Raw genomic sequence first — 19,141 nt, 5'->3', positions numbered from 1 at the left:
CCGTGCCTATAGGTACTTGCTTACCGTCTCGTCGTCGCGCGCCGAGTTGGACGAGCCCCCTCCGCCGCTTCCGTCTTCCTTGTCGCTCAGATCATCGAGAGGCGTGTTCAGGATGTCCTGCGTCTCTTTTGCACGCTCTGCCTCTGCCTTGCGCTTTGTCTTGATGAGCCAGATAACGAGAAGGACCGCAACGATCACGGCAACCACGATCACCACCGTAAGGATCATCTGTTGGGTGGTAGTCGTGACGGACATGATGGAATCCGCCGTGCCGTCGTAGACCTTCGCGAGCATGTCCTCGGTGCTCAGGTCGCTTGTCCAGTAGCGGTCGATGTAGCCCCAGAAGATGCTGATGGCCTCCGAGTCCATGACCGCCGTGGCGCTCGAGCCGCAGGCATAGGCCATATATCCGACCGACTTCTCGGAATCCGGTATCGACGAGTTCTCGTCCTCGTTGGCGAAGTAGACGAAGAGAAATCCGTTGTCGGTGCCGATGTTCTCGTCGTACCAGTCGATCGCGTACTGCTCCTTCTCCTCGTCTGTCGTGAGCGAGGAGTCATACGACTTGAAGTAGACGTAGGGCTGCACGCCTGTCTTGTCATAGAAGTTCTTGAGGTTGCTCTCCGCCTCGCTCAGATCTGTTACGTAGCCCAGCTCGTCGGTCACGCAGTCGTAGTCAAACGCGGCAACGTCCGTGAGCTTCTCGCGCGAGACAGTGGACGCCGGAATCGACGAAGTGTCTTCGGAGCTCGCCGAGCTGACGCTGTCCTGGGCTCCAAAGATTGGCACGAAGAGGATCGCGAGCAGCACGAGAATGACGATGAAGAGCGCAAAGCTCCGAATGCCTCCGAAGAAGCCCCCTCCCCCGCCTCCGTAGAAGCCGCCCCTGCGAGGACCGCCCATATAGCCGGGACCGCCCACGTAGGTGCGTCGGGGCGGCATGTAGCCAGGTCCGCCCATGCGAGGACCTCCACCCGGGCCGCGGTCGCCGGGACCGCGACCTCCTGGGCCTCGCGAGCCGCCGCCCATGCCAGCGCGGCCGCCTCCCATGCCAGCACGGCCGCCGCCACCAAAGCTGTGGCCGCCGCCCGAGGTGCCGTGGCTATGGCCGCCTCCGCTCGCACCTCCGCCGCTTGAGCCTCCGCCGCCGGCACGTCCCATATGTCACCAGTCCCTTCGAAAGCCTTAGGATTTGAGCTCGTACCCAGCCGGGCCAAGCACATGGAGAAGGGCGATTGCCCTAGGCAAATGCGCGATCAAGGTAGGCAATGATGTCATCGGACTCGTAAAGCGCCTTGCCGTCGATGAAGAGGCAGGGAACCTGGCGCTTTCCGCCGTTCTCAATCAGGTAGTCGTTGTCCTCAGCGCTCTCGGTGATGTTGTGGATGGGCACGCTGATGCCGCGCTCGTCCATAAAGTTTTGAACCTTCCGACAGTATGGGCAACCGGTCATTACGTAGAGCTCAAGCTTATTTTCAGACATGGTAAGCCCCCTTCTTGTGTTATTTGATTGCTACTCTACCCGTAGACGAGCGTCGCGATGGCGCCGCAGAGCCACTTTTTCGCAGGCGGGTTGTCCCACGACAGCGTTTTGCCCCCCAAGAACCGCGCCGCAAGCCACGCAACAGGCGCGGAGCCCCACACAACGAGCTGCTGCCAAGTTGTGCGAGTTCTGCGGCATCAGAAGTCGCTCGACTAGGCAGCACGGGCATCAGAGGTCGTGCAGGTTGGCGGTTGGCGGGACCAGGCATCAGAAGCTGCAGAACCTGGTGCCGGGGTCCCTCTCCGTTGTGTGGGACCGTCCGGCTGCAAAGTGAGGACCTTTGAGACGTCTGCCCTGTTGAGCGGACTCGTTGTGTGGGACCGCGCGCAGAGGTCCCCCGTAGTGTGGGAGTCCGTCTCGTCAACCGAAAGAAATCCCCACACTACGGAGGCTGCGACCTGCGCATACGCCAAGCGGACCCGCACTATGTTCCTTTGCATGCCCAATGGCCCCCACACAATGGGAGAGGATACGAGGATGAGAGGAGGCCGAAGTCGCAAGAGGGCGGCTTCGAAGCTTCGAGCTAACGAGAAGGGCCCTCCGCCCTGGCAGAAAGCCAAAAGCGGAGGGCCCGCACGCAGAGACCTTCGAGCTGAGCCTTACAGCAGCCTCAACGAGACGTCCTTCAGCTGGGCGCCCGTGACCTCGGACGGAGCGCCGCTCATGAGGTCGGAGCCGCTTGAGGTCTTGGGGAACGCCATGACCTCGCGGATGGAGTCAGCGCCCGCAAGCAGCATGCACACGCGGTCAAGGCCGAGCGCAAAGCCGCCCATCGGGGGCGCGCCAAAGCGCAGGGCCTCCATGAGGAAGCCAAACTGCTCCTCCGCACGCTCCTCGGTGAAGCCGAGCTTCTCGAGGATCTTCATCTGCAGGTCGGCATTGTGGATACGCATGCCGCCGCCACCGGCCTCGAAGCCGTCCATGACGAAGTCGTAGGTCCAAGAGCCAACGGAGAGCGGGTCGGAGTCAAGGCGGTCGATGTCAGCCTCGATGGGCTGCGTGAAGGGCTGGTGCTCGGCCGCATAGGCCTTGCGGTCCTCGTCCCAGTGGAAGAGCGGGAAGTTGACCACCCAGAGGAAGTCGTGGCCCTCGCGCTTGACCTCGAGCGCGTCGGCCATGTGGTTGCGCATGCCGCCCAGAATCTCGTCGGCCTGAAGGCGCTCTGCCACGGCGAACATCACGAGGTCGCCTGGTTCGACGTCCATCTCGGAGCGCAGCGCGGCCATCTCTTCGTCCGAGAAGAACTTGACGATAGGGCTCGTGACCGAGCCGTCCTCGCGGAAGGCGATGTAGGCGAGACCCTTGGCGCCAAAGGTGGCGGCCACGTCGGCAAGGCGGTCGATCTTGGCGCGCGGCCACTTGCCTGCGCCCTTGGCGTTGATGGCCTTCACGAAGAGCTTGTCGTCTGCAGCGGCGCTGGCGAAGAGCTTGAACTTGGAGTTGGCGAAGATCGACGTGACGTCGTGGAGCTCCATGCCAAAGCGGGTGTCGGGCTTGTCGGAGCCATAGGTGTCCATGGCGTCCCAGTAGTTGATGCGACGCAGGGGCAGCTCCATCTTGACGCCCATAGCAGAGAAGGCATCCGCCAAGACCTCCTCGAGCTCGCCCATCACGTCGTCCTCGTCGACAAAGCTCATCTCGATGTCCACCTGCGTGAACTCGGGCTGGCGGTCGGCGCGCAGGTCCTCGTCGCGGAAGCACTTGGCAACCTGGTAGTAGCGCTCGACGCCACCGACCATAAGCAGCTGCTTCAAGAGCTGCGGCGACTGGGGCAGCGCGTAGAAGTGGCCCGGCTGCGTGCGGCTGGGCACCAAGAAGTCGCGGGCGCCCTCCGGCGTGGACTTGAAGAGCGACGGCGTCTCGACCTCCATGAAGTCGCGCTTGTGCAGGGCCTCGCGAATGGCGAAGGTGAAGTCAGAGCGCATCTTGAGGTTGGCCATCATCTTGGGACGGCGCAGGTCAAGGTAGCGATAGCGAAGGCGCACGTCCTCGGAGGTGTCGACGCGGTCCTCGATCTGGAAGGGCGGCGTCTTGGAGGTGTTCAGCACCACGATCTCGGAGACGAGAACCTCCACCTCGCCGGTGTCGAGCTTCTCGTTTGCCTGACCCTCGGGGCGCTCGCGCACGGTGCCGGTGACCTTGATCGGCCACTCGGAGCGGATGTTCTCGGCCGTGTGGAAGGCCGTGCCGCCGGAATGCTCGGGGTCGAAGGAGATCTGCGTCACGCCGTCGCGGTCTCGCAGGTCGACAAAGATGAGGCCACCGTGATCGCGGCGGTGCCACACCCAGCCCGTGAGCGTAACCTCCTCGCCGATGTTCTCGGGACGCAGCTCTCCGCAGGTGCGGGTGTGCATGGTGTGTGAGTCCAAGTTTCTGTCCTTTCGTCTCTGCCACCCCGTGCCGTGACGGGCGGCTTCACAGCAGACGGCGACGCTGCGTAGACGGCGTATCGTCGCACGTAGGCGCGATTGTACTACGCACAGGCCTCGTAAGGGACCGCGGCAGAAACCGTTAACCTACCTAACACGAAAGCAATAGCTATTCCGGGCGATGGCGGGAAAGTGGCGCAAGAGAGCGACGCCGCGCAAGCCACGCGCTACAGGTCCACCCAGAGCTCGCACTTCTCGCTGTCATAGGCATCGCCGAGGACTTCCTCGCAGTACGCCTGGATCTGGTCCGGCGTGTAGTCGGGGAACTTGCTCGTCTCGGCGAGCTCGTCGGTGTAGTCAGACAGGAAGTACGTGGTCTCGTTGTCGGGATCGATGTGCGAGACGATCGGCTTCAGCCCGTAGCCGGAGACGCGGCAGGTGCCATCCTCGCTGCGCTCGAGGCGCACCTCGGCAAGGCCGCCCACCATGTTCTCCTCGTTGGCCATGCCGCTGATGAAGTTTCCTACCGACCAGAAGCACACCATCTGGTTGCCGTTGTCGTCTTCAAGCACCTCGACGGGCTGGAGCATGTGAGGATGGTTGCCCAGCACCACGTCCACGCCGCACTCGAGGAAAACCTGCGCCCACTGGGTCTGCTCGTCGTCTGGCTCCGACATGCCCTCGGTGCCCCAGTGCGGGCACACGATCACGATGTCTGCCAGCTGGTTCGCGCGCTCGCAGTCCTGCCGCACGCGGTCCTCGTCCAGCATCGCCACGGCGCCTTCGGTGTCGCTGTAATCACCGAGCCCATAGGTGTAGTTCAAGATGGCGACCTTGAGCCCGTCCTTCTCGTAGACGTAGATGTCGTCAAGCGAGCCGGGGTCGTCGGAAAGCACGTCGATGCAGCCCAAGACCGTGACGTCCGGGTGCTTGGTGCGCCAGAACTCGAGCTCGGAATGAAGCCCCTCGTAGCCCATGTCCAACGTATGGTTCGAAGCGTGCAGGATCACGTTGAAGCCGGCGGCAGCCTCGGCGTCGCCCACCTCTTGCGGCCCGTTGAAGGCGGGATAGCCAGAAAGCCCCAGCTCCGTGCCGCCAAGGACGGTCTCTTGGTCGCACATGGCGATGTCGGCGGCCGAGACCTGGTCCGAGACGTTCGCAAAGAGGTTGGTGAAGTCGTAGGTTCCGTCCTCCTGCTCGCCCGAGGTGTAGACGGAAGGGTGAAGCAGCACGTCCCCCACCATGCAGACGTCGACCTGCGTGGCAGTCGAGGCCGTCGAGGCCGCTGCGCCCGAGCTGTCGCCCGACGTCGTCTGGCTGTCGCCCTCCGAACCCCAAGACAGCGAGAAGAGAGACGGTCCCACAAAAACGTATGCTCCTATGAGAAACGCGACCACCGCCACGATGAGCGCTATCGCGACGAGGATGTTGTGGGTCTTCTCGCGCTTGCGGATCGCCTCGGGGTCAAGGCCGACTCTGCCCGGGGTGCTTGCGGGCAGATAGCCAACGTCGTAGTGGTACATTCCGTTGGGGTCCTGGCGGTGAACGCTCGAGTGGACGCGCTTCGAGTTGAAAATGGCGCGCTTCTCCTGCTCTGTCTGAGGTCGCGCGTGCGGCGTAAGCGGATCTTCCCCCATATGCTTCGCGTCGTCGCCCACCGTTAGGTGCACCCCCCTGTCTCGTGCCCTGGCTGGACCTTAGCGATTGCGTGTTGCTGTCAAGGCCCTTCGACATGCCAGAGGCGTTGAGTGTATGCTCTACGATTGCTCAACACAGTTGTCCTAGTTCCTGTTGATACTTTACTTGAGATATGCGCTGGATGCGGCCGTCACTTGACCGCAGGCGCCGTATTTTGTCTGGAGTGAGCTGCAATGGCATACACAACGGCCATATTCGATCTCGATGGAACGCTTCTGAACACCCTCAACGACCTCTATACGTCTGTCAACCACGCGCTTAAGGTCTACGGCCTTCCCGAGCGCAGCTTGGCAGACGTACGCATGTTCACGGGCAACGGCATTGCTCGCCTCATTCACCTATCGCTTCCCGAGGGCACGTCTCCCGAGCTTGAGGCGCAGGTCTTCGATGAGTTCAAGCGCTACTATGACGCGCACAAGCTTGACACCACGCGCCCCTACACAGGCATGTCTGAGGTGATTGGAGACCTCAGGCATGTGGGCGTCAGCTGTGCCGTCGCCTCGAACAAGGCCGACTTCGCCGTTCAGGGAATCATTGATCGCTACTTCCCGGGCACCTTTGACTACGTGACAGGCGAGCGCGAGGGAGTGCCCAGAAAGCCCAATCGCGCCATGATTGACGCGATTCTAGCGACCCTGGGCAGGAGCCAAGAGGGCCTTGTGTACGTGGGGGACTCTGAGGTGGACATCGAGACCGCCAAGAACTGCGGCTGCGACTGCATCATCTGCTCGTGGGGCTTTCGCGACAGGGACTGGCTTTTGGAACATGGCGCCACGACGATCGTTGACACGCCGGCACAGCTGGAACGCCAGATTCTGGCGTAGGGCACCGGACGCGGCGAGTGGGCGGCGCCAGGCGCAGGGGAGCATAAAAGTTGATTCATAACCCCTTCGTGCCCGAAAAGGGAGCCTGCTCACAGAATTAAGAGAATGCTAGCACGAATGCCGGCAGGTTTTTCTCAGCCAGCTTGATATGCTGCAATTTATTTAAAGAAGCTATCGCTTGCCGAAGATGGGCAGCCGCTTTCAAAACGAACGTCTAAAAACATGCCTCGCGGGCTATAGTCTGTACAAGGCAGGCTTGGCCGGTCGACGAAAGGACATGCCATGGGAAAGAAAGCCGCTGAGGCACTTGATATCAGTTACGACGAGCTGGCGGACTACCTCCACGCCAACCACTCGGTGTACATGAAGGTAGGCTCCAACGTCTACTACCTCACCGATGTGAACTACGAGGCTTGGCGCGCGCAGGATACGTCCCGCCGCAACTCAAAGAACCACTTTGTTGACTGCAGCGAGCTTGTCCCGACGGTCGACGAGTTTTTGATGCTTCCGTTTGTCAACGGCAAGACCATCAAGGACGTCTTTGACGACGCGACCTTCTACGCCTCCAAGAAGGGCGAGAAGGACTAGCCAGCACGTACGCAGGGCTTTCTCTTGAAAACGAGCGGCTTCCCCTTTTGGGAGGTCGCTTTTTGCGTGCGCTTCGGCGCCCCTCCAGCGCGCCGCCCCTCCAGCGCGCCGCCCCTCCAGCGCGCCGCCCCTCCGCTTCGGCGCCCCTCCGCTTCGGCGCCCCTCCAGCGCGCCGCCCCTCCATTGTGCGGGGCACACGATGAGTTGACCTCTCTTGTAGTGTGGGACTCGAAAGCGTTTTCGCAGGTAGCAAGGCTCGTTGTGTGGGTCCGGGTGCCTGGCGAGAAGGATGCTCTTCATTGTGTGGGACCTCATTGCTGCACGGGACAGTATAGTGTGGGACCAGATGGCGTTTCCGCAGTTGGCGCATGCCGAAGTGTGGGGCTATTCGGTCGAGAGCGTCGACAAGTCCCACACAATAGGAACCCCTCTCCCGAGGACCTGCCGAGCCCCCACAACGCGAAGGCTCATCTGGAGAAATGAGCTCAGATCCCACAAGATGAGGCACCTAGATGAGACATCGCCCCGCACAATGGAATCGTCGCCATTCTCGGAATCATCGTATGGGTCTCAACCCGTCCGAAGCTCCCGAGCGGATTCCCAGCCCCGCATTTCGAGCCCCGTCTCTGAGCCCTTCGCCGAGCCTCTCCCATTGTGTGGGCTCGCCCTTAATTGACACGCCACTTTGTGTGGGGCTCAGCGGCGTTTCCGCAGGTCTCTGGTCGCATCGTGTGGGTACGCGCGCCTGGCGAGAAGGGCGACCCCCATTGTGTGGGATCCACTTTTTGGAATGCCCCTCGTTGTGTGGGGATTGGCGGAGTTTCCGCAGTTGGCGCATGCCGAAGTGTGGGGCCTCTCGCACAAGCCCACCGGCGAGTCCCACACAATGGAAGCCCCACCTCTGACGAGCCGACGCGTGCCGCACAACACGAAGGATTATCTGGGGAAACGCAAGCGACCCCCACACGATAGGGAGCCTCAATTGCAAGCGACCCCCACACGATAGGAAGCGCTCCTCTTACGGAGGCTATCGTGTGGGGGTCGGAGAAGTTTTCCCTGTTGCAGCTGGCTATCGTGTGGGGCGTGCCATTCCATACGCCGCGCGTAGCCGGGGACTCGCCACCCGGGGCGCGTTACTCGGTCGGCTTCTTGGGCCGCTGCGCCTCCATGGTCTCCTCGACCTCGACGTCCTTCTCGACGTCCTCGGAGAGGGCGTGGATCAGCACGCGGTAAGAGTTGTCGGTGGCGTTCTTGTGGGGCGAGCGCTGCGAGTAGCGCTTGACCGCCGCCGCAGACTTGTTGATGGCCTGAAGCGTTCCTGCGCCAGCGACGCAGCCGCCCGGGCACGCCATGCCCTCGAGCAGGTAGCCGTTGTACTTGCCCTTGACGGCCGCCTTCATCATCTTGCGGCAGTCCTCAAGGCCCTCCGCGTTGGTGACGGGCACCTCGCGGTCGGGATAGCGACGATGGATGGCATTCACAACGGCGCTCGCCACGCCACCAGCGACGGCAAACCCGCGGCCGTCAGCGGAGGCGACGTCGAAGTCGCTCTTGTTGTCGTCGTGCAGCGCCAGGTAGTCGATGTCCTTTGCCTGCATCATGCCGGCCATCTCCTCGAAGGTCAGCACGAAGTCGACCTCGCTTCGAATCGACTTGCGCATGGCCTCGAGCTTCTTGGCGGCGCAAGGCCCCACGAAGACGATCTTGGCGTTGGGGTGCTGCGTACGAATCATGCGCGCCGTCAGCGTCATCGGCGTAAGCGCCATGGAGATGCACTTGGCATAGTCGGGGAACTCCCGCTTTGCCATGACCGACCAGGCCGGGCAGCACGAGGTGCCCATGAACGGCAGCTTGTCGGGAACCTCGGCAAGGTAGTCCTCGGCCTCCTGGACGGTGCAGAGGTCGGCGCCCAGCGCCACCTCCTCGACGCCAGAGAATCCCAGCTGGCGGAAGGCCTCGCGAAGCTTGCCCACGTTGCCCTTGCCGCCAAACTGGCCGACGAAGGCCGGCGCCACGGCCGCAATGACCTCGTCGCCCGCATTGATGGCCTGAATCACCTGGTAGATCTGGCTCTTGTCGGCGATGGCGCCGAACGGGCAGTTGATCAGGCACTGGCCGCACGAGACGCACTTCTCGTAGTCGATCTCGGCGCGACCATGCTCGTCGGAGCCGATGGCGTGCATGCCACAGGCAGAGGAGCACGGGCGCTGCTTGTGGGCAATGGCATGATAGGGGCAGACCCTGAAGCACTGGCCGCAGTGGACGCACTTGTCCTGGTCGATGTAGGCCTTCTTGTCCACGAAGGTGATGGCGCCCTTGGGGCAAATCTCGCGGCAGGGGTGCGCGAGGCAGCCTTGGCACATGTTGGTCACGCGGTAGACGTTGTCCTCGCACGCGTTGCAGGCGAACTTGATCACGTTGATCAGCGGCGGCTGGTAGTAGGTCTCGGGCTTGGCCGCGGCGGCAAGGCCGTCAGAGAGCTGCTCTGGGCGGTCGACGCCTTGAAGGGGCAGGCCAAGCGTAAGGCGAATGCGCTCGCTGACGATGGCGCGCTCGAGAAAGACGCTCTCGCGGTAGGTGGCAACATCGCCGGGAATGATCTTATAAGGAAGCTCGTCGAGCTTTCGAGCCTGGTCATCTCCGCCTTCATAGGCAATCTTCGCCACCTCGCAGAAGACGCGACGACGAATATCGGTCAGGTTGGTGTACACGCCACGCATTGTGTCAGCCAAGACTGTTCCTCTCCCTTGTGGCAACTGGCGGGATGCCAAAGGCAAGCCGTCCTGTCAAATGACAGTATCGCCTATCCTTGCTGCAACTGCACGTGCCAGCTTTCGAACCGTTTTGGAAATTCCGTACAAATTTTTATGGGCTCGCCGGTCAGGGGGTGCAAGAAGCTCTCCTCATAGGCGTGAAGCATGAGCCCGCGAGAATCACGTGCGCCCCCGTACAGCGTGTCTCCCAAAATTGGGTGCCCGGCAGCTGCCAGGTGGACGCGAATCTGATGCCGCCTTCCCGTTCCCAGCTCAACAAGGAGAAGCGACTTTCCGCTCTTTCGGGCAAGCGTCTTGACGCGCGTGACAGCTGGCTTTCCTTGCCCGGGGCGGCAAACGCGCATGCGCGACGAGTCGTGGCGGTCGCGGCCGATGGGCTCGTCTATCGTCAGCTGGTCTTCCTTGAAAGAGCCCGTGACCTCGGCAAGGTAGCGCTTCTTCATGCCGTGACCAGAGACCAAAGCGTCAAGGGCGGGCTGAAATTCCTCGGTCAGCGAGAAGAGCACGAGCCCCGTCGTAGGTACGTCCAGTCGCTGGACGGCTTGCGGATGCGCGCTTGCCCCTTCAGCTGCCAGAGCTGCGCAAACGGCATCGGTGAGCGTGCTTGCCCCCGTTCCGTCGCCATGCACGAGCTGCCCCGCCGGCTTGTCCGCCGCAAGAAAGATAGGGTCGCGATAGACAATCTTTGCCGGCGCCACGTGCGGCGCGGGCGCGCTTTGGCTGGTTGCTGCAAGCGCGATCACAACGCCGTCGCCAGCAGAAAGCCGCGCTGCCGCCAAAAGGGGCTCGCCGCTAGCAAGCGAAAGCTCGTGCCTTGCAAAGGCGGCGGCAGCGGAATGGCGAGACATGCCCAGCGAAAGGGCAAGCTCTTGAGCGGAGCAAGGCGCTGCCACGGTGCAGCGAACTTCTCGCCCTGAAAGCGTTACGTCTGATGCCAAAGCTGGCATGTCCGGCATCGATTGCCCTCCCCTCTTGGCGCCTTACCTCGTTACAGAACTAATGATATAGCCTGCCGCCGCCAAGCCGGCAATTGGCAGGCTTGCCCTTATGCGCTGACGCGCGAGCCGTCCGAGAATTGCTCGGAAAGCACGTGGTAGAAGGCGGAAATCATGGACCAGGTATGCTCCGACTCCCTCCAAGCGACGGAGAGCGGGTAGCTCATTTGCGGTCCCAGCCTGATCACGCGCATGCCGGACGCCTCCGGGTCGGCAAAGCTTGTCGCGACAAGCTCCGAAGGCACAAAGCAAGCGCCGACGCCGCGAAGCGCCAGCGCCATGAGTGTCTCGGAGTTCGTCGACATCACGCGCACGTTTGGCTTGATGCCAGCGCGAGCGAGGGCGCGCCTTGAGAACTCGCCAGAGACGTCCTTCTCGCCCATCATCAAGAAGGGGCAGTCAGCAAGCGGAAAGAGGTCGCAATCGCCTTCCACTTGCAAGACAACTGCCTCTGCTTGGTCGCCATACAGCCGGTCGAGAAGGGCTTGCGAAACAAGCAGGACCACTTGCTCCCGGAAGAGCTCATGCACAACAAGACCAGGCGTTTCTCGGTCAACTGTAGCCACGATCATGTCCAAGCGGCCTTCTCCCAGCACCTCGGAAAGCTCGTCGTTCTCGCCCTCAAAAAGAGAGATCGAGATTCCCGGATGCGCCCGCTGAAACATGGCGATGGCGCGGGGCATGATGATGTGGCCGCGCGTGGCCGTGACGCCAACGCGAAGCCGGCCGGACTCGTTTTTGGCAATGTCGCGCAGCTCTTGGCCCATGGCTCGCCGGTCCGCCGCAATCTTTATTGCATAAGAAAGGAACTGCTCGCCGGCATAGGTCAGCCGCAAAGGGACGCTTCGCTCCAGAAGCCTTACGCCTAGCTCGCGCTCGGCCGAGGCGATGTTTGCCGAGACGGTCTGCTGGCTCACGTGCAAGCGCTCGGCCGCCTTCGTGAAGCTTCGCTCGTCTGCGACGGCAATGAAGTAATCGATGGTCTGGAAGTTCACAGAGGCTCCTCAAACGCTTGGCTAGAAGGGTCAAAGAGAGCGGCGCTGCGGGCTTGCACCGCCTTGTACCTCCCTCTTTATATCACAGCTAGATTTTGTAATTGCAACTAATAAATACAGTTGGACTTTGATTCAAACAGCTTTTAGCCTAGCTGTCGAAAGGCGAGGCCGGGCTCGCTGAGAATCGAACGAAGGAGCGGGAAGGCACATGGAAGGAATGGCAACGCTTGGGGCTTTTGCCTTGATGCTTGTTGCGGGAACGGCACTTGGGGCGCCGCTTCCGGCAATCCTTCTGGCTGGGCTTGCGCTCTTTGTTGCGCATGGCTTGAGGCAAGGCATCTCCGCCGAAGAGCTTGCCCGCGCCGCCTGGAGCACCTTGAGGCCGATCGGGTCCATGCTCTTTCTCTTTGCCGTGGTTGGCGCCTTGACCGCAGCTTGGAGAGCGTCCGGCACCATCCCGGCAATCGTCAGCTGGAGCTCGCAGCTCATTGCCCCCGGCACCGAGGTCATAGCCGCCTTCCTCATGTGCTGCCTCATGTCGATGCTCATGGGCACCGCCTTTGGAACGGCAGCAACCATGGGCGTCATCTGCATGACCATCGCCCATGCTTCCGGCGCAAATGAGCTGCTGGTAGGAGGCGCAATTCTCTCTGGCTGCTACTTTGGCGACCGCTGCTCGCCCATGTCCACAAGCGCCAGTCTGGTAAGCGAGCTCACCAAGACCAGCCTCTTTGAGAACGTCCGCCGCATGCTGAAGACAGGAGCCATCCCCTTCTTGCTTGCTTGCGCCGCTTACCTTGGCCTTGGCATCGCGCTAAGCGGGCATGGCTCCGTCCCTAACATCTCAGGTATGCTTGGTCACGCCTTCTCGCTTACTGCCGTGGCTGCGCTTCCTGCCGTGATTGTCATTGTTCTTTCGCTTGCCAAGGTGAGCGTCGTTCGGACCATGCTTGTCAGCCTTGCTTGCTCTTGCGTCATTTGCGTTGGAGTCCAAGGCGTTGACCCGGCGCAGCTTCCGCAGATCCTTCTTATGGGCTACCAAGCGGCAGACCCGCAGATTGCCGGCATGGTGAATGGCGGAGGCGTCATCTCGATGGTCAACGTGATGCTGGTAGTGGCCATTTCCTCTTGCTACGCAGGCGTCTTCGAGCGCACCGGACTTCTCGACCGAGCCGTCGACGTCGTGAACGAGCTTTCCCAGCGCTCCACTCCCTTTGTCGGCGTTCTTGCGACAAGTGCCATCTCTTGCATGGTCGCTTGCAACCAGACGCTTGCCATCATGCTGACAAAGACGCTTTGCGAGAAGACCGAGAAGACCGGGTCGGCCCTTGCCCTCGACCTTGAGAACAGCGTCGTCATCATGTCCCCGCTGGTCCCTTGGTCCGTCTCGAACGTTGCCGTCCTTGCCTCCGTCGGAGCGCCTAGCATAAGCCTTGTAGCTGCGGCTTTCTGCTATCTCCTGCCGCTTTGGACGCTGGGTCTTTCCATGTGGGTCCACCGCAGCCCCAACTTCTCAAAGACTCCGCAAGCCCGTCTTCTAGGGCTGACGCCGGCTGACAACGCAAGAAGCTACAACCCGGCAGCGACCACGCAGCTGGCAAAGGCGGCGTAGGCGAAAGCGCGCAGCGCCTGCAAGGAACCTTCACAAGTCCCGAGACCTTACGGCTTCAAAGCGACCGCCTCTCTAAAAGCCGTTCAATCTCGGCCACATTTAAGGTCCGTTGACCAAAACTGATGAGAACCTCAACGTGCGATGGCGCACGAACGCATCACCAAACCGGAGGATCTCATGACTGAACCCAGCTCAAACGCACCAAAGGCACCAGGCCCAAAAGACAGCTCCCAAGAGAAGACAAGCGCGGCGACAAAGCCGCTTCCCGTTACGGCAGGCTCTTCTCGCGAAAAAGGCAAGAACGAGAAGCCCGCAGACGAGCTTGACCATCAGCTTTCCGAGCAAGAGATCGAGGACCGCATTGCTGCCGAGAGCTTGGAGCGAAATCGCAAGAAGCGCCGCAAGAGGCGCATTGTAGGCATTTGCGTCGCAGCCGCCGTCGTGCTGCTTGCCCTTATCTTTGTCATCTTCCCTTCCATGACGCAACCGTCTGACGGCGGCGACTACACGCAGCAGACCGTCTCTGTCATGCGCGAAGACTTCAAGAATGCCGTCACCGCTTCCGGAAACGTGCAGCCCGTCTCGTCCGTTGTCGTAACGCCCGAGGTAGATGGCATCATCTCGGAGGTCAACGTTGCGGAGGGCTCCGTCGTCACCGAAGGCGACGTCCTTCTTACCATCAAGAACGACTCGCTGGACAAGAGCGTGCGCGAGGCAAAGACGGCGCTGGACAGCGCCAACAAGGACGTAAGCCAAGCTTGGGACTCCTATAACGCAACTGTCACCGCGTACAACGCTGGCGAGGTCGACTACAACGCGACGGTTGACGCCGCAAACGCCGTCGACTCTGCCAACGCGACGCTTCAAAGCGCACAAGAAAGCTACGACGAAGCCGTCGCCACCGCTGACAAGAGGACCGTTCGCGCCCCCGCCTCGGGAAGCGTCATCGTGATGAACGCCGTGAGCGGCGCTTCCACCACGTCCACCAGCACAAGCGGCCAGCCGCTCATCCAGATTGCCGATGTCTCGCAAATGACCGTAAAGGTGCAGGTAAACGAAGTCGACATCCCCAAGATTGCCGTTGGGCAGAAGGCCACCGTGACCTTCTCGGCACTTCCTGACGTCACCTCCGAGGCAGAAGTCACGCGCATCGCGACGGTTTCTTCAGGAAGCGGGTCGGGTGACTCAATGTCTTACGGAGGGTCCGGCTCTTCCGTGACGTACGACGTTGAACTTTTGATACCGCAGCCGCCCGAGGGACTTAAGCCTGGCATGACTGCCAACGTCGAGATTGCGCTTCAAGACGTCCCCAATGCGCTGACGATTCCCAGCTCTTGCATTGCCACTGATGCCGACGGCGCAACGTATGTCATGCGCGCCGTCTACGACGAGCAAGGCGTCAGCTTTGAGAGGGTCGACGTCACCGTTGTTGCATCCGACAACTCCACCAGCGCCGTGGAAGGCGAGCTTCAAGAAGGCGACGAGGTTGCCCTCTCGCCTGACGAGGCAGGCGGCGGCGACGTCGTCGCATACGAGACCAGCAGCACAGACGATGCGGCAAGCACAACGGCGGAGGGCTAGCCATGTCTGCCGTCATCGACGCCAAAGGAATTTGGCGCATATATGAAACTGGGTCCGTGCGGACGCCGGTCCTGAAAGGCGTCTCACTTTGCATCCAGCGCGGTGAGTTCGTTGCCGTCATGGGCCCTTCTGGCTCGGGCAAGTCGACGCTCATGAACATCTTGGGCTGCTTGGACAAGCCGACTGCCGGAACGTATCTATTGGAGGGGCTTGACGTCTCGACGCTTTCGGACGACGACCTCGCCCTTATCCGAGCCACCCGCATCGGCTTCGTCTTCCAGTCGTTCAACTTGCTTCCCCGAGCGACGGTCTTGAGAAACGTGATGCTGCCGCTTCTGTATACCGACGTTCCCGTGCGCGAGCGAGAGCCGCGCGCTTGGCGAGCGCTTCTCTCCGCCGGGCTGGACGAGAGCCTTTTCTCGCACCGCTCGAACGAGCTTTCCGGCGGCCAAATGCAGCGCGTTGCCATTGCTCGCGCCTTGGTGAACGACCCTGCCATCATCTTTGCGGACGAGCCGACCGGAAACCTTGACAGCGCCACGGGCGAGATGGTCATGAAGACGTTCAGGCATCTTCAGCAAGCAGGAAAGACCATCGTGCTCATCACGCATGACCCCGAGGTTGCCGCTTGGGCAGACCGAACGGTGCACATTCGTGACGGCCATCTTCTGACCGACGAGCAAGAGCGCGCCCTTGAGGCGGCTAGCGTGGCAAAGGCCGAGGAGGCGATCTCATGAGGGCACGCGACCTTCTCGCTGAAACGGGGACGGCAATCTCTGCCAACAGGGGCAGGAGCTTTCTCACCATCTTGGGAATCGTCATAGGCATTGCCGCCGTCATCTCGCTGACTTCCGTCATCGACGGCGTCCAAGCGCTTCTCGTTGACCAGCTTGGCCTTAACCGCTCAAGGCTTGTGAACATCTATGTCACGAAGCCAGACGGAACCCAGCTTACCGAAAGCGACGTGGACCGCATGTCGCGCGACCTTTCCAGCGACTACGAGCTCATAACGTATTACAGCTACTACTTTCCGACCGTCGAGGGCGGAAACAGCAACGCCTCGGTCGTGGGGTGCAAGCCCGAATACTTCCAGGTCATGGGCTTAAGCGCGCAGACAGGCACGCTTTTTGACAATGGGGACGAGGCGAGAAGCTCTTGCGTTGCGGTGCTCGACCAAAATGCCGTCAGGGAGTTCTTTGGCTCTGACGACGCAAACGTCTTGGGCAAGTCAATCAAGATCGGAAACGACAGCTACACGATTTTGGGAACCATGGAGTCCTCAAGCGCCTTTGGCGGCACCTCAACCATTTGGATTCCTTACTCCACGGCAAAGGCCCGCGTCGGAGGAGACTCTGGATTGAGCGTTGTCGGCTTTGCACGCGAGGGCTCCGACATGTACCAAGTTGCCGACAGCACGGAAAGCTACCTCAGAAGCGTCTATGCCATCACGACGACCCAAGATGACATGGAAAGCGAATCGTATGACGGAAGCGGCGGATACGTGGACGTCTACACGATGCAATCGCTGATTGACCAGTTCTCCTCGACGATGGCCGTGTTCCGCATGATGGCCGTTGCCGTTGCCGGCGTCTCGCTTCTTGTTGGCGGCATCGGAATCATGAACATGATGCTGACCAACGTGACGGAGCGCATCCGCGAGATTGGCTTGCGCAAGGCCTTAGGGGCGAGAAGTTCAGACATCGTGGCGCAATTCCTTCTTGAGGCCGTGGTGCTTTGCTTGATTGGCGGCGTCTTTGGAATGGCGCTGGGATACGTGGCGGGATGGGTCATCACGCTTGTTGCCGGACCCATGATTGGCGTGGAAGGGCTTGTGCCGGTTCTGAGCTTGAGGTCCGCGCTTCTGGCCTGCGCCATCTGCCTTGCCATCGCGATGATCTTTGGCTGGTATCCCGCAAGGCGAGCGGCAAAGCTTGACCCGGTGGAGTCGCTTAGGTACCAGTAAGGGACGGCGGCGGCGCAGCGGGCCGAAGCGGCGCGGCACAAAGCGAGTTCAAACAAAGGGGAGGTCGCACTGGGCTGTGCGGCCTCCCCTCTTCTTTCGTCTGCGCGAGCGCGCTTACTTCCGGCTCTTTGCCATGAGCTCCGGCATCTGGGCGAGAAGTTCGTCCAACGTGACGCTGGTCTGCTCGTGCGTGGACATGTCACGCAGCGTGACGGTGCCCGAGGCGACCTCGTCGGCGCCAATCACGACGCAATACGGAGCGTGCAGCTTGTCGGCCTGCTTGAACTGGCTCTTGAGCGAGCGGCCCTGGTAGTCGGACTCGGTGCGGATGCCGGCGTTTCGAAGCGCAAGCGTGGCCTGGAAGACAGCGTCGCGCTGCTCGGGGGACGCCGCGGCAACATAGACGCAGCTAGGCTCGGCCGTCTCAAGCGAGCCGCCTTGCGCGGCAAGGGCAAGGGCAATGCGCTCGAAGCCGACGGCAAAGCCGATGCCGGGCGTGGGCTTTCCGCCCTCGAGCTCCATAAGGCCGTCGTAGCGACCGCCGCCGCCGATGGCGCCGACGCCGCCGTCCAGAGCCTCAACCTCGAAGACGGTGCGGGTGTAGTAGTCAAGGCCGCGGACCAAGGTGGGGTCCTCGACGTAGGCAACGCCGGCCTCGTCCAGGTAGCGCTTAACGGCGGCGTAGTGCTCGGCGCACTCGTCGCAAAGGTTGTCGGTCACAAGAGGAGCGTCCTTCATGACCTCGCGGCAATGATCATTTTTGCAATCAAAGCTACGAAGCGGGTTGATCTCCGCGCGCTCAAGGCAGTCCTCGCACATCTCGTCCTTGTGGTCGTAGATGAACTGGCGGACCTTCTCGCGATAGGCGGGACGGCAATTGGCGTCGCCCATCGAGTTGATGGAAAGGCGCAGCTTGGAGGGGTCAAAGCCGAGGCGCTTGTAGAACTCCATCAGCATGATGATGCACTCGGCGTCGGCCGCGGGGTCGGGAGCGCCAAGCCACTCGACGCCCACCTGGTGGAACTGGCGAAGGCGACCCTTCTGCGGACGCTCGCCACGGAACATCGCCTCGGCGTACCAAAGCTTTGCGGGAGCCGCGCCTTGTGGCACGAAGTTGTTCTCCACGGCGGCGCGGACGACGCCTGCCGTTCCCTCGGGACGCATGGCCATGCGCTGCTTGGGCTTCAAGTGGCTCTCGGAGCCGGACTCGAAGAGGCCGTCGAGAAGTGCGCCGGAGAAGACGCGGAACATCTCCTTGCGAACGACGTCGGTGGACTCGCCGATGCCGTGGACGAAGGTGTCTACCTGCTCGATTGCGGGGGTCTCAATCATGTCGAAGCCGTAAGCGCCAAAAAGGTCGCGAGCGACGTCTTGCATGTGCTGCCAAGCACGCATGTAACCTCCGTAGAGGTCCTCCGTGCCCTGAATCTTCTGTGCCATGGGTAAATTTCCCCTCTCGTGCGTTCATGTGCATTCGGTATTCTCGCACAAGTCGGCCGCCCGAGGATGGCCGTGCCAGGTTCTGCGACTTTTGCGTACGCAAAACTCGCGCAAGTTGACAGCCCCGACCGGCGCTCAGGGCGACTGATCCCATCGTGTGGGGCTCTCTCTGAGCGACGGCGACTATTGTGTGGGAGTCGGCGGCGTTTCCGCAGGTAGTCCTTCTCGTTGTGTGGGGCTTCTCGGGCTGAAGCGGACCCGCGACCCATTGTGTGGGACCGGCGAGAAGGGCGGGCGCCCGTCGTGTGGGGCTCAAAGACGTTTGCCCAGTTGGCCGCCACTATTGTGTGGGAATTGGGCGGCCCGTCCCATCGCGTGTCCCACACAACACGGGCGCCGACCGCCCCGCCCCGGAAACCCCCACACGACAGCAACGACGACCTGCGCAAACGCCGAGAAGCCCCACACGATGGCGCGCTCCATCCTGCGCGAAGTCCCACACAATGGCTTCCTGCCAAGTTATGCGAGTTTTGCAGCCGCAAAAGTCGCGCAAGTTGGCAATAGTGCTGCAGAACTCGCGCAAGGTGGCAGGAAGGTGCCGCAAATGTCGCGCAAGTTGGCACGGCGTCAAGTTAAGCGACTTCTGCGGCATCAGAACTCGCATAAGGTGGCAGCTCGAGAAGGGCGTGGCAAGTTGTGGGGGGGTTGGGGGGGCGCCACACAACCACCAAGCGCAAAAAGCTGGACCACAACAAAACA

Annotated in this window: 14 protein-coding genes; 6 read left to right on the top strand and 8 right to left on the bottom strand. The window is 61.5% G+C overall.

Annotation, left to right across the window (positions count from 1 at the left end; translation table 11 throughout):
* Positions 1-6: 6 nt before the first annotated feature.
* The 4 genes from ACOYJL_RS05025 to ACOYJL_RS05010 form a co-directional block, all read right to left on the bottom strand.
* Complete coding sequence (locus ACOYJL_RS05025; protein ID WP_433569129.1) at positions 7-1,161, bottom strand: hypothetical protein; 1,155 nt, start codon at positions 1,159-1,161, stop codon at positions 7-9.
* A gap of 79 nt (positions 1,162-1,240) precedes the next feature.
* A complete protein-coding gene (locus ACOYJL_RS05020) occupies positions 1,241-1,483 on the bottom strand; it encodes a glutaredoxin family protein (protein WP_433569128.1) in 243 nt (80 codons plus the stop codon).
* A gap of 659 nt (positions 1,484-2,142) precedes the next feature.
* Positions 2,143-3,897, bottom strand: coding sequence for an aspartate--tRNA ligase (gene aspS / locus ACOYJL_RS05015; RefSeq protein WP_433569221.1), 1,755 nt, complete (start codon positions 3,895-3,897; stop codon positions 2,143-2,145).
* A gap of 242 nt (positions 3,898-4,139) precedes the next feature.
* Positions 4,140-5,570 (bottom strand): CapA family protein, encoded by a 1,431-nt coding sequence (locus tag ACOYJL_RS05010; RefSeq protein ID WP_433569127.1) that lies wholly within the window; start codon positions 5,568-5,570, stop codon positions 4,140-4,142.
* A gap of 213 nt (positions 5,571-5,783) precedes the next feature.
* Between ACOYJL_RS05010 and ACOYJL_RS05005 the strand changes: the two genes are divergently transcribed.
* Together ACOYJL_RS05005 and ACOYJL_RS05000 are read left to right on the top strand one after the other, a co-directional pair.
* Positions 5,784-6,434 (top strand): HAD family hydrolase, encoded by a 651-nt coding sequence (locus ACOYJL_RS05005; RefSeq protein WP_433569126.1) that lies wholly within the window; start codon positions 5,784-5,786, stop codon positions 6,432-6,434.
* A 282-nt stretch (positions 6,435-6,716) separates the two neighbouring features.
* Positions 6,717-7,022 (top strand): CDP-alcohol phosphatidyltransferase, encoded by a 306-nt coding sequence (locus tag ACOYJL_RS05000; RefSeq protein ID WP_433569125.1) that lies wholly within the window; start codon positions 6,717-6,719, stop codon positions 7,020-7,022.
* 1,133 nt (positions 7,023-8,155) lie between these two features.
* On the opposite strand, the gene ACOYJL_RS04995 is transcribed toward ACOYJL_RS05000, so the two are convergent.
* The 3 genes from ACOYJL_RS04995 to ACOYJL_RS04985 form a co-directional block, all read right to left on the bottom strand.
* On the bottom strand, positions 8,156-9,754 hold the full coding sequence (locus ACOYJL_RS04995; RefSeq protein WP_433569124.1) for a 4Fe-4S dicluster domain-containing protein: 1,599 nt from the start codon (positions 9,752-9,754) through the stop codon (positions 8,156-8,158).
* A 71-nt stretch (positions 9,755-9,825) separates the two neighbouring features.
* The gene (locus ACOYJL_RS04990; protein WP_433569123.1) at positions 9,826-10,752 is read right to left on the bottom strand and encodes an RluA family pseudouridine synthase; all 927 of its coding nucleotides are present in this window, start codon (positions 10,750-10,752) and stop codon (positions 9,826-9,828) included.
* 89 nt (positions 10,753-10,841) lie between these two features.
* Positions 10,842-11,786: a LysR family transcriptional regulator gene (locus tag ACOYJL_RS04985; RefSeq protein ID WP_433569122.1), complete on the bottom strand. Its 945-nt coding sequence runs from the start codon at positions 11,784-11,786 to the stop codon at positions 10,842-10,844.
* Positions 11,787-11,994: 208 nt separating this feature from the next.
* Between ACOYJL_RS04985 and ACOYJL_RS04980 the strand changes: the two genes are divergently transcribed.
* From ACOYJL_RS04980 to ACOYJL_RS04965, 4 genes are all read left to right on the top strand, one after another.
* Entirely contained in the window at positions 11,995-13,398 is a 1,404-nt protein-coding gene (locus tag ACOYJL_RS04980; protein WP_433569121.1) for a Na+/H+ antiporter NhaC family protein, read from the top strand.
* A 177-nt stretch (positions 13,399-13,575) separates the two neighbouring features.
* A complete protein-coding gene (locus ACOYJL_RS04975; protein WP_433569120.1) occupies positions 13,576-14,979 on the top strand; it encodes an efflux RND transporter periplasmic adaptor subunit in 1,404 nt (467 codons plus the stop codon).
* Between the two features lie 2 nt (positions 14,980-14,981).
* Positions 14,982-15,716 carry an ABC transporter ATP-binding protein gene (locus ACOYJL_RS04970; RefSeq protein ID WP_433569119.1) on the top strand — a complete coding sequence of 245 codons (735 nt, stop codon included), beginning with the start codon at positions 14,982-14,984 and terminating at the stop codon, positions 15,714-15,716.
* The gene (locus ACOYJL_RS04965; protein WP_433569118.1) at positions 15,713-16,942 is read left to right on the top strand and encodes an ABC transporter permease; all 1,230 of its coding nucleotides are present in this window, start codon (positions 15,713-15,715) and stop codon (positions 16,940-16,942) included. The genes ACOYJL_RS04970 and ACOYJL_RS04965 overlap by 4 nt, the downstream gene beginning before the upstream one ends.
* Before the next feature lie 114 nt (positions 16,943-17,056).
* Here ACOYJL_RS04965 and hisS read toward each other — a convergent pair whose 3' ends face one another.
* On the bottom strand, positions 17,057-18,382 hold the full coding sequence (hisS, locus tag ACOYJL_RS04960; protein ID WP_433569117.1) for a histidine--tRNA ligase: 1,326 nt from the start codon (positions 18,380-18,382) through the stop codon (positions 17,057-17,059).
* Positions 18,383-19,141: the final 759 nt, after the last annotated feature.

Origin of the sequence: Tractidigestivibacter sp. (assembly GCF_050946515.1) — a bacterium.
Taxonomy (GTDB): Bacteria; Actinomycetota; Coriobacteriia; order Coriobacteriales; family Atopobiaceae; genus Tractidigestivibacter.
Note: the sequence above shows the minus strand (reverse complement) of the source record. Positions and strands in the feature narration are given on the sequence as shown.

What these genes read in the sequence shown, in the direction of transcription:
- ACOYJL_RS05005 (WP_433569126.1), top strand. Translation starts at nt 5,784, where the DNA reads ATGGCATACACAACGGCCATATTCGATCTCGATGGAACGCTTCTGAAC.
- ACOYJL_RS04970 (WP_433569119.1), top strand. Translation starts at nt 14,982, where the DNA reads ATGTCTGCCGTCATCGACGCCAAAGGAATTTGGCGCATATATGAAACT.
- hisS (WP_433569117.1), bottom strand. Translation starts at nt 18,382, where the DNA reads ATGGCACAGAAGATTCAGGGCACGGAGGACCTCTACGGAGGTTACATG.
- ACOYJL_RS04990 (WP_433569123.1), bottom strand. Translation starts at nt 10,752, where the DNA reads ATGCCGGACATGCCAGCTTTGGCATCAGACGTAACGCTTTCAGGGCGA.
- ACOYJL_RS05025 (WP_433569129.1), bottom strand. Translation starts at nt 1,161, where the DNA reads ATGGGACGTGCCGGCGGCGGAGGCTCAAGCGGCGGAGGTGCGAGCGGA.
- ACOYJL_RS05000 (WP_433569125.1), top strand. Translation starts at nt 6,717, where the DNA reads ATGGGAAAGAAAGCCGCTGAGGCACTTGATATCAGTTACGACGAGCTG.
- ACOYJL_RS05020 (WP_433569128.1), bottom strand. Translation starts at nt 1,483, where the DNA reads ATGTCTGAAAATAAGCTTGAGCTCTACGTAATGACCGGTTGCCCATAC.
- ACOYJL_RS04975 (WP_433569120.1), top strand. Translation starts at nt 13,576, where the DNA reads ATGACTGAACCCAGCTCAAACGCACCAAAGGCACCAGGCCCAAAAGAC.
- ACOYJL_RS04980 (WP_433569121.1), top strand. Translation starts at nt 11,995, where the DNA reads ATGGAAGGAATGGCAACGCTTGGGGCTTTTGCCTTGATGCTTGTTGCG.
- aspS (WP_433569221.1), bottom strand. Translation starts at nt 3,897, where the DNA reads ATGCACACCCGCACCTGCGGAGAGCTGCGTCCCGAGAACATCGGCGAG.
- ACOYJL_RS04965 (WP_433569118.1), top strand. Translation starts at nt 15,713, where the DNA reads ATGAGGGCACGCGACCTTCTCGCTGAAACGGGGACGGCAATCTCTGCC.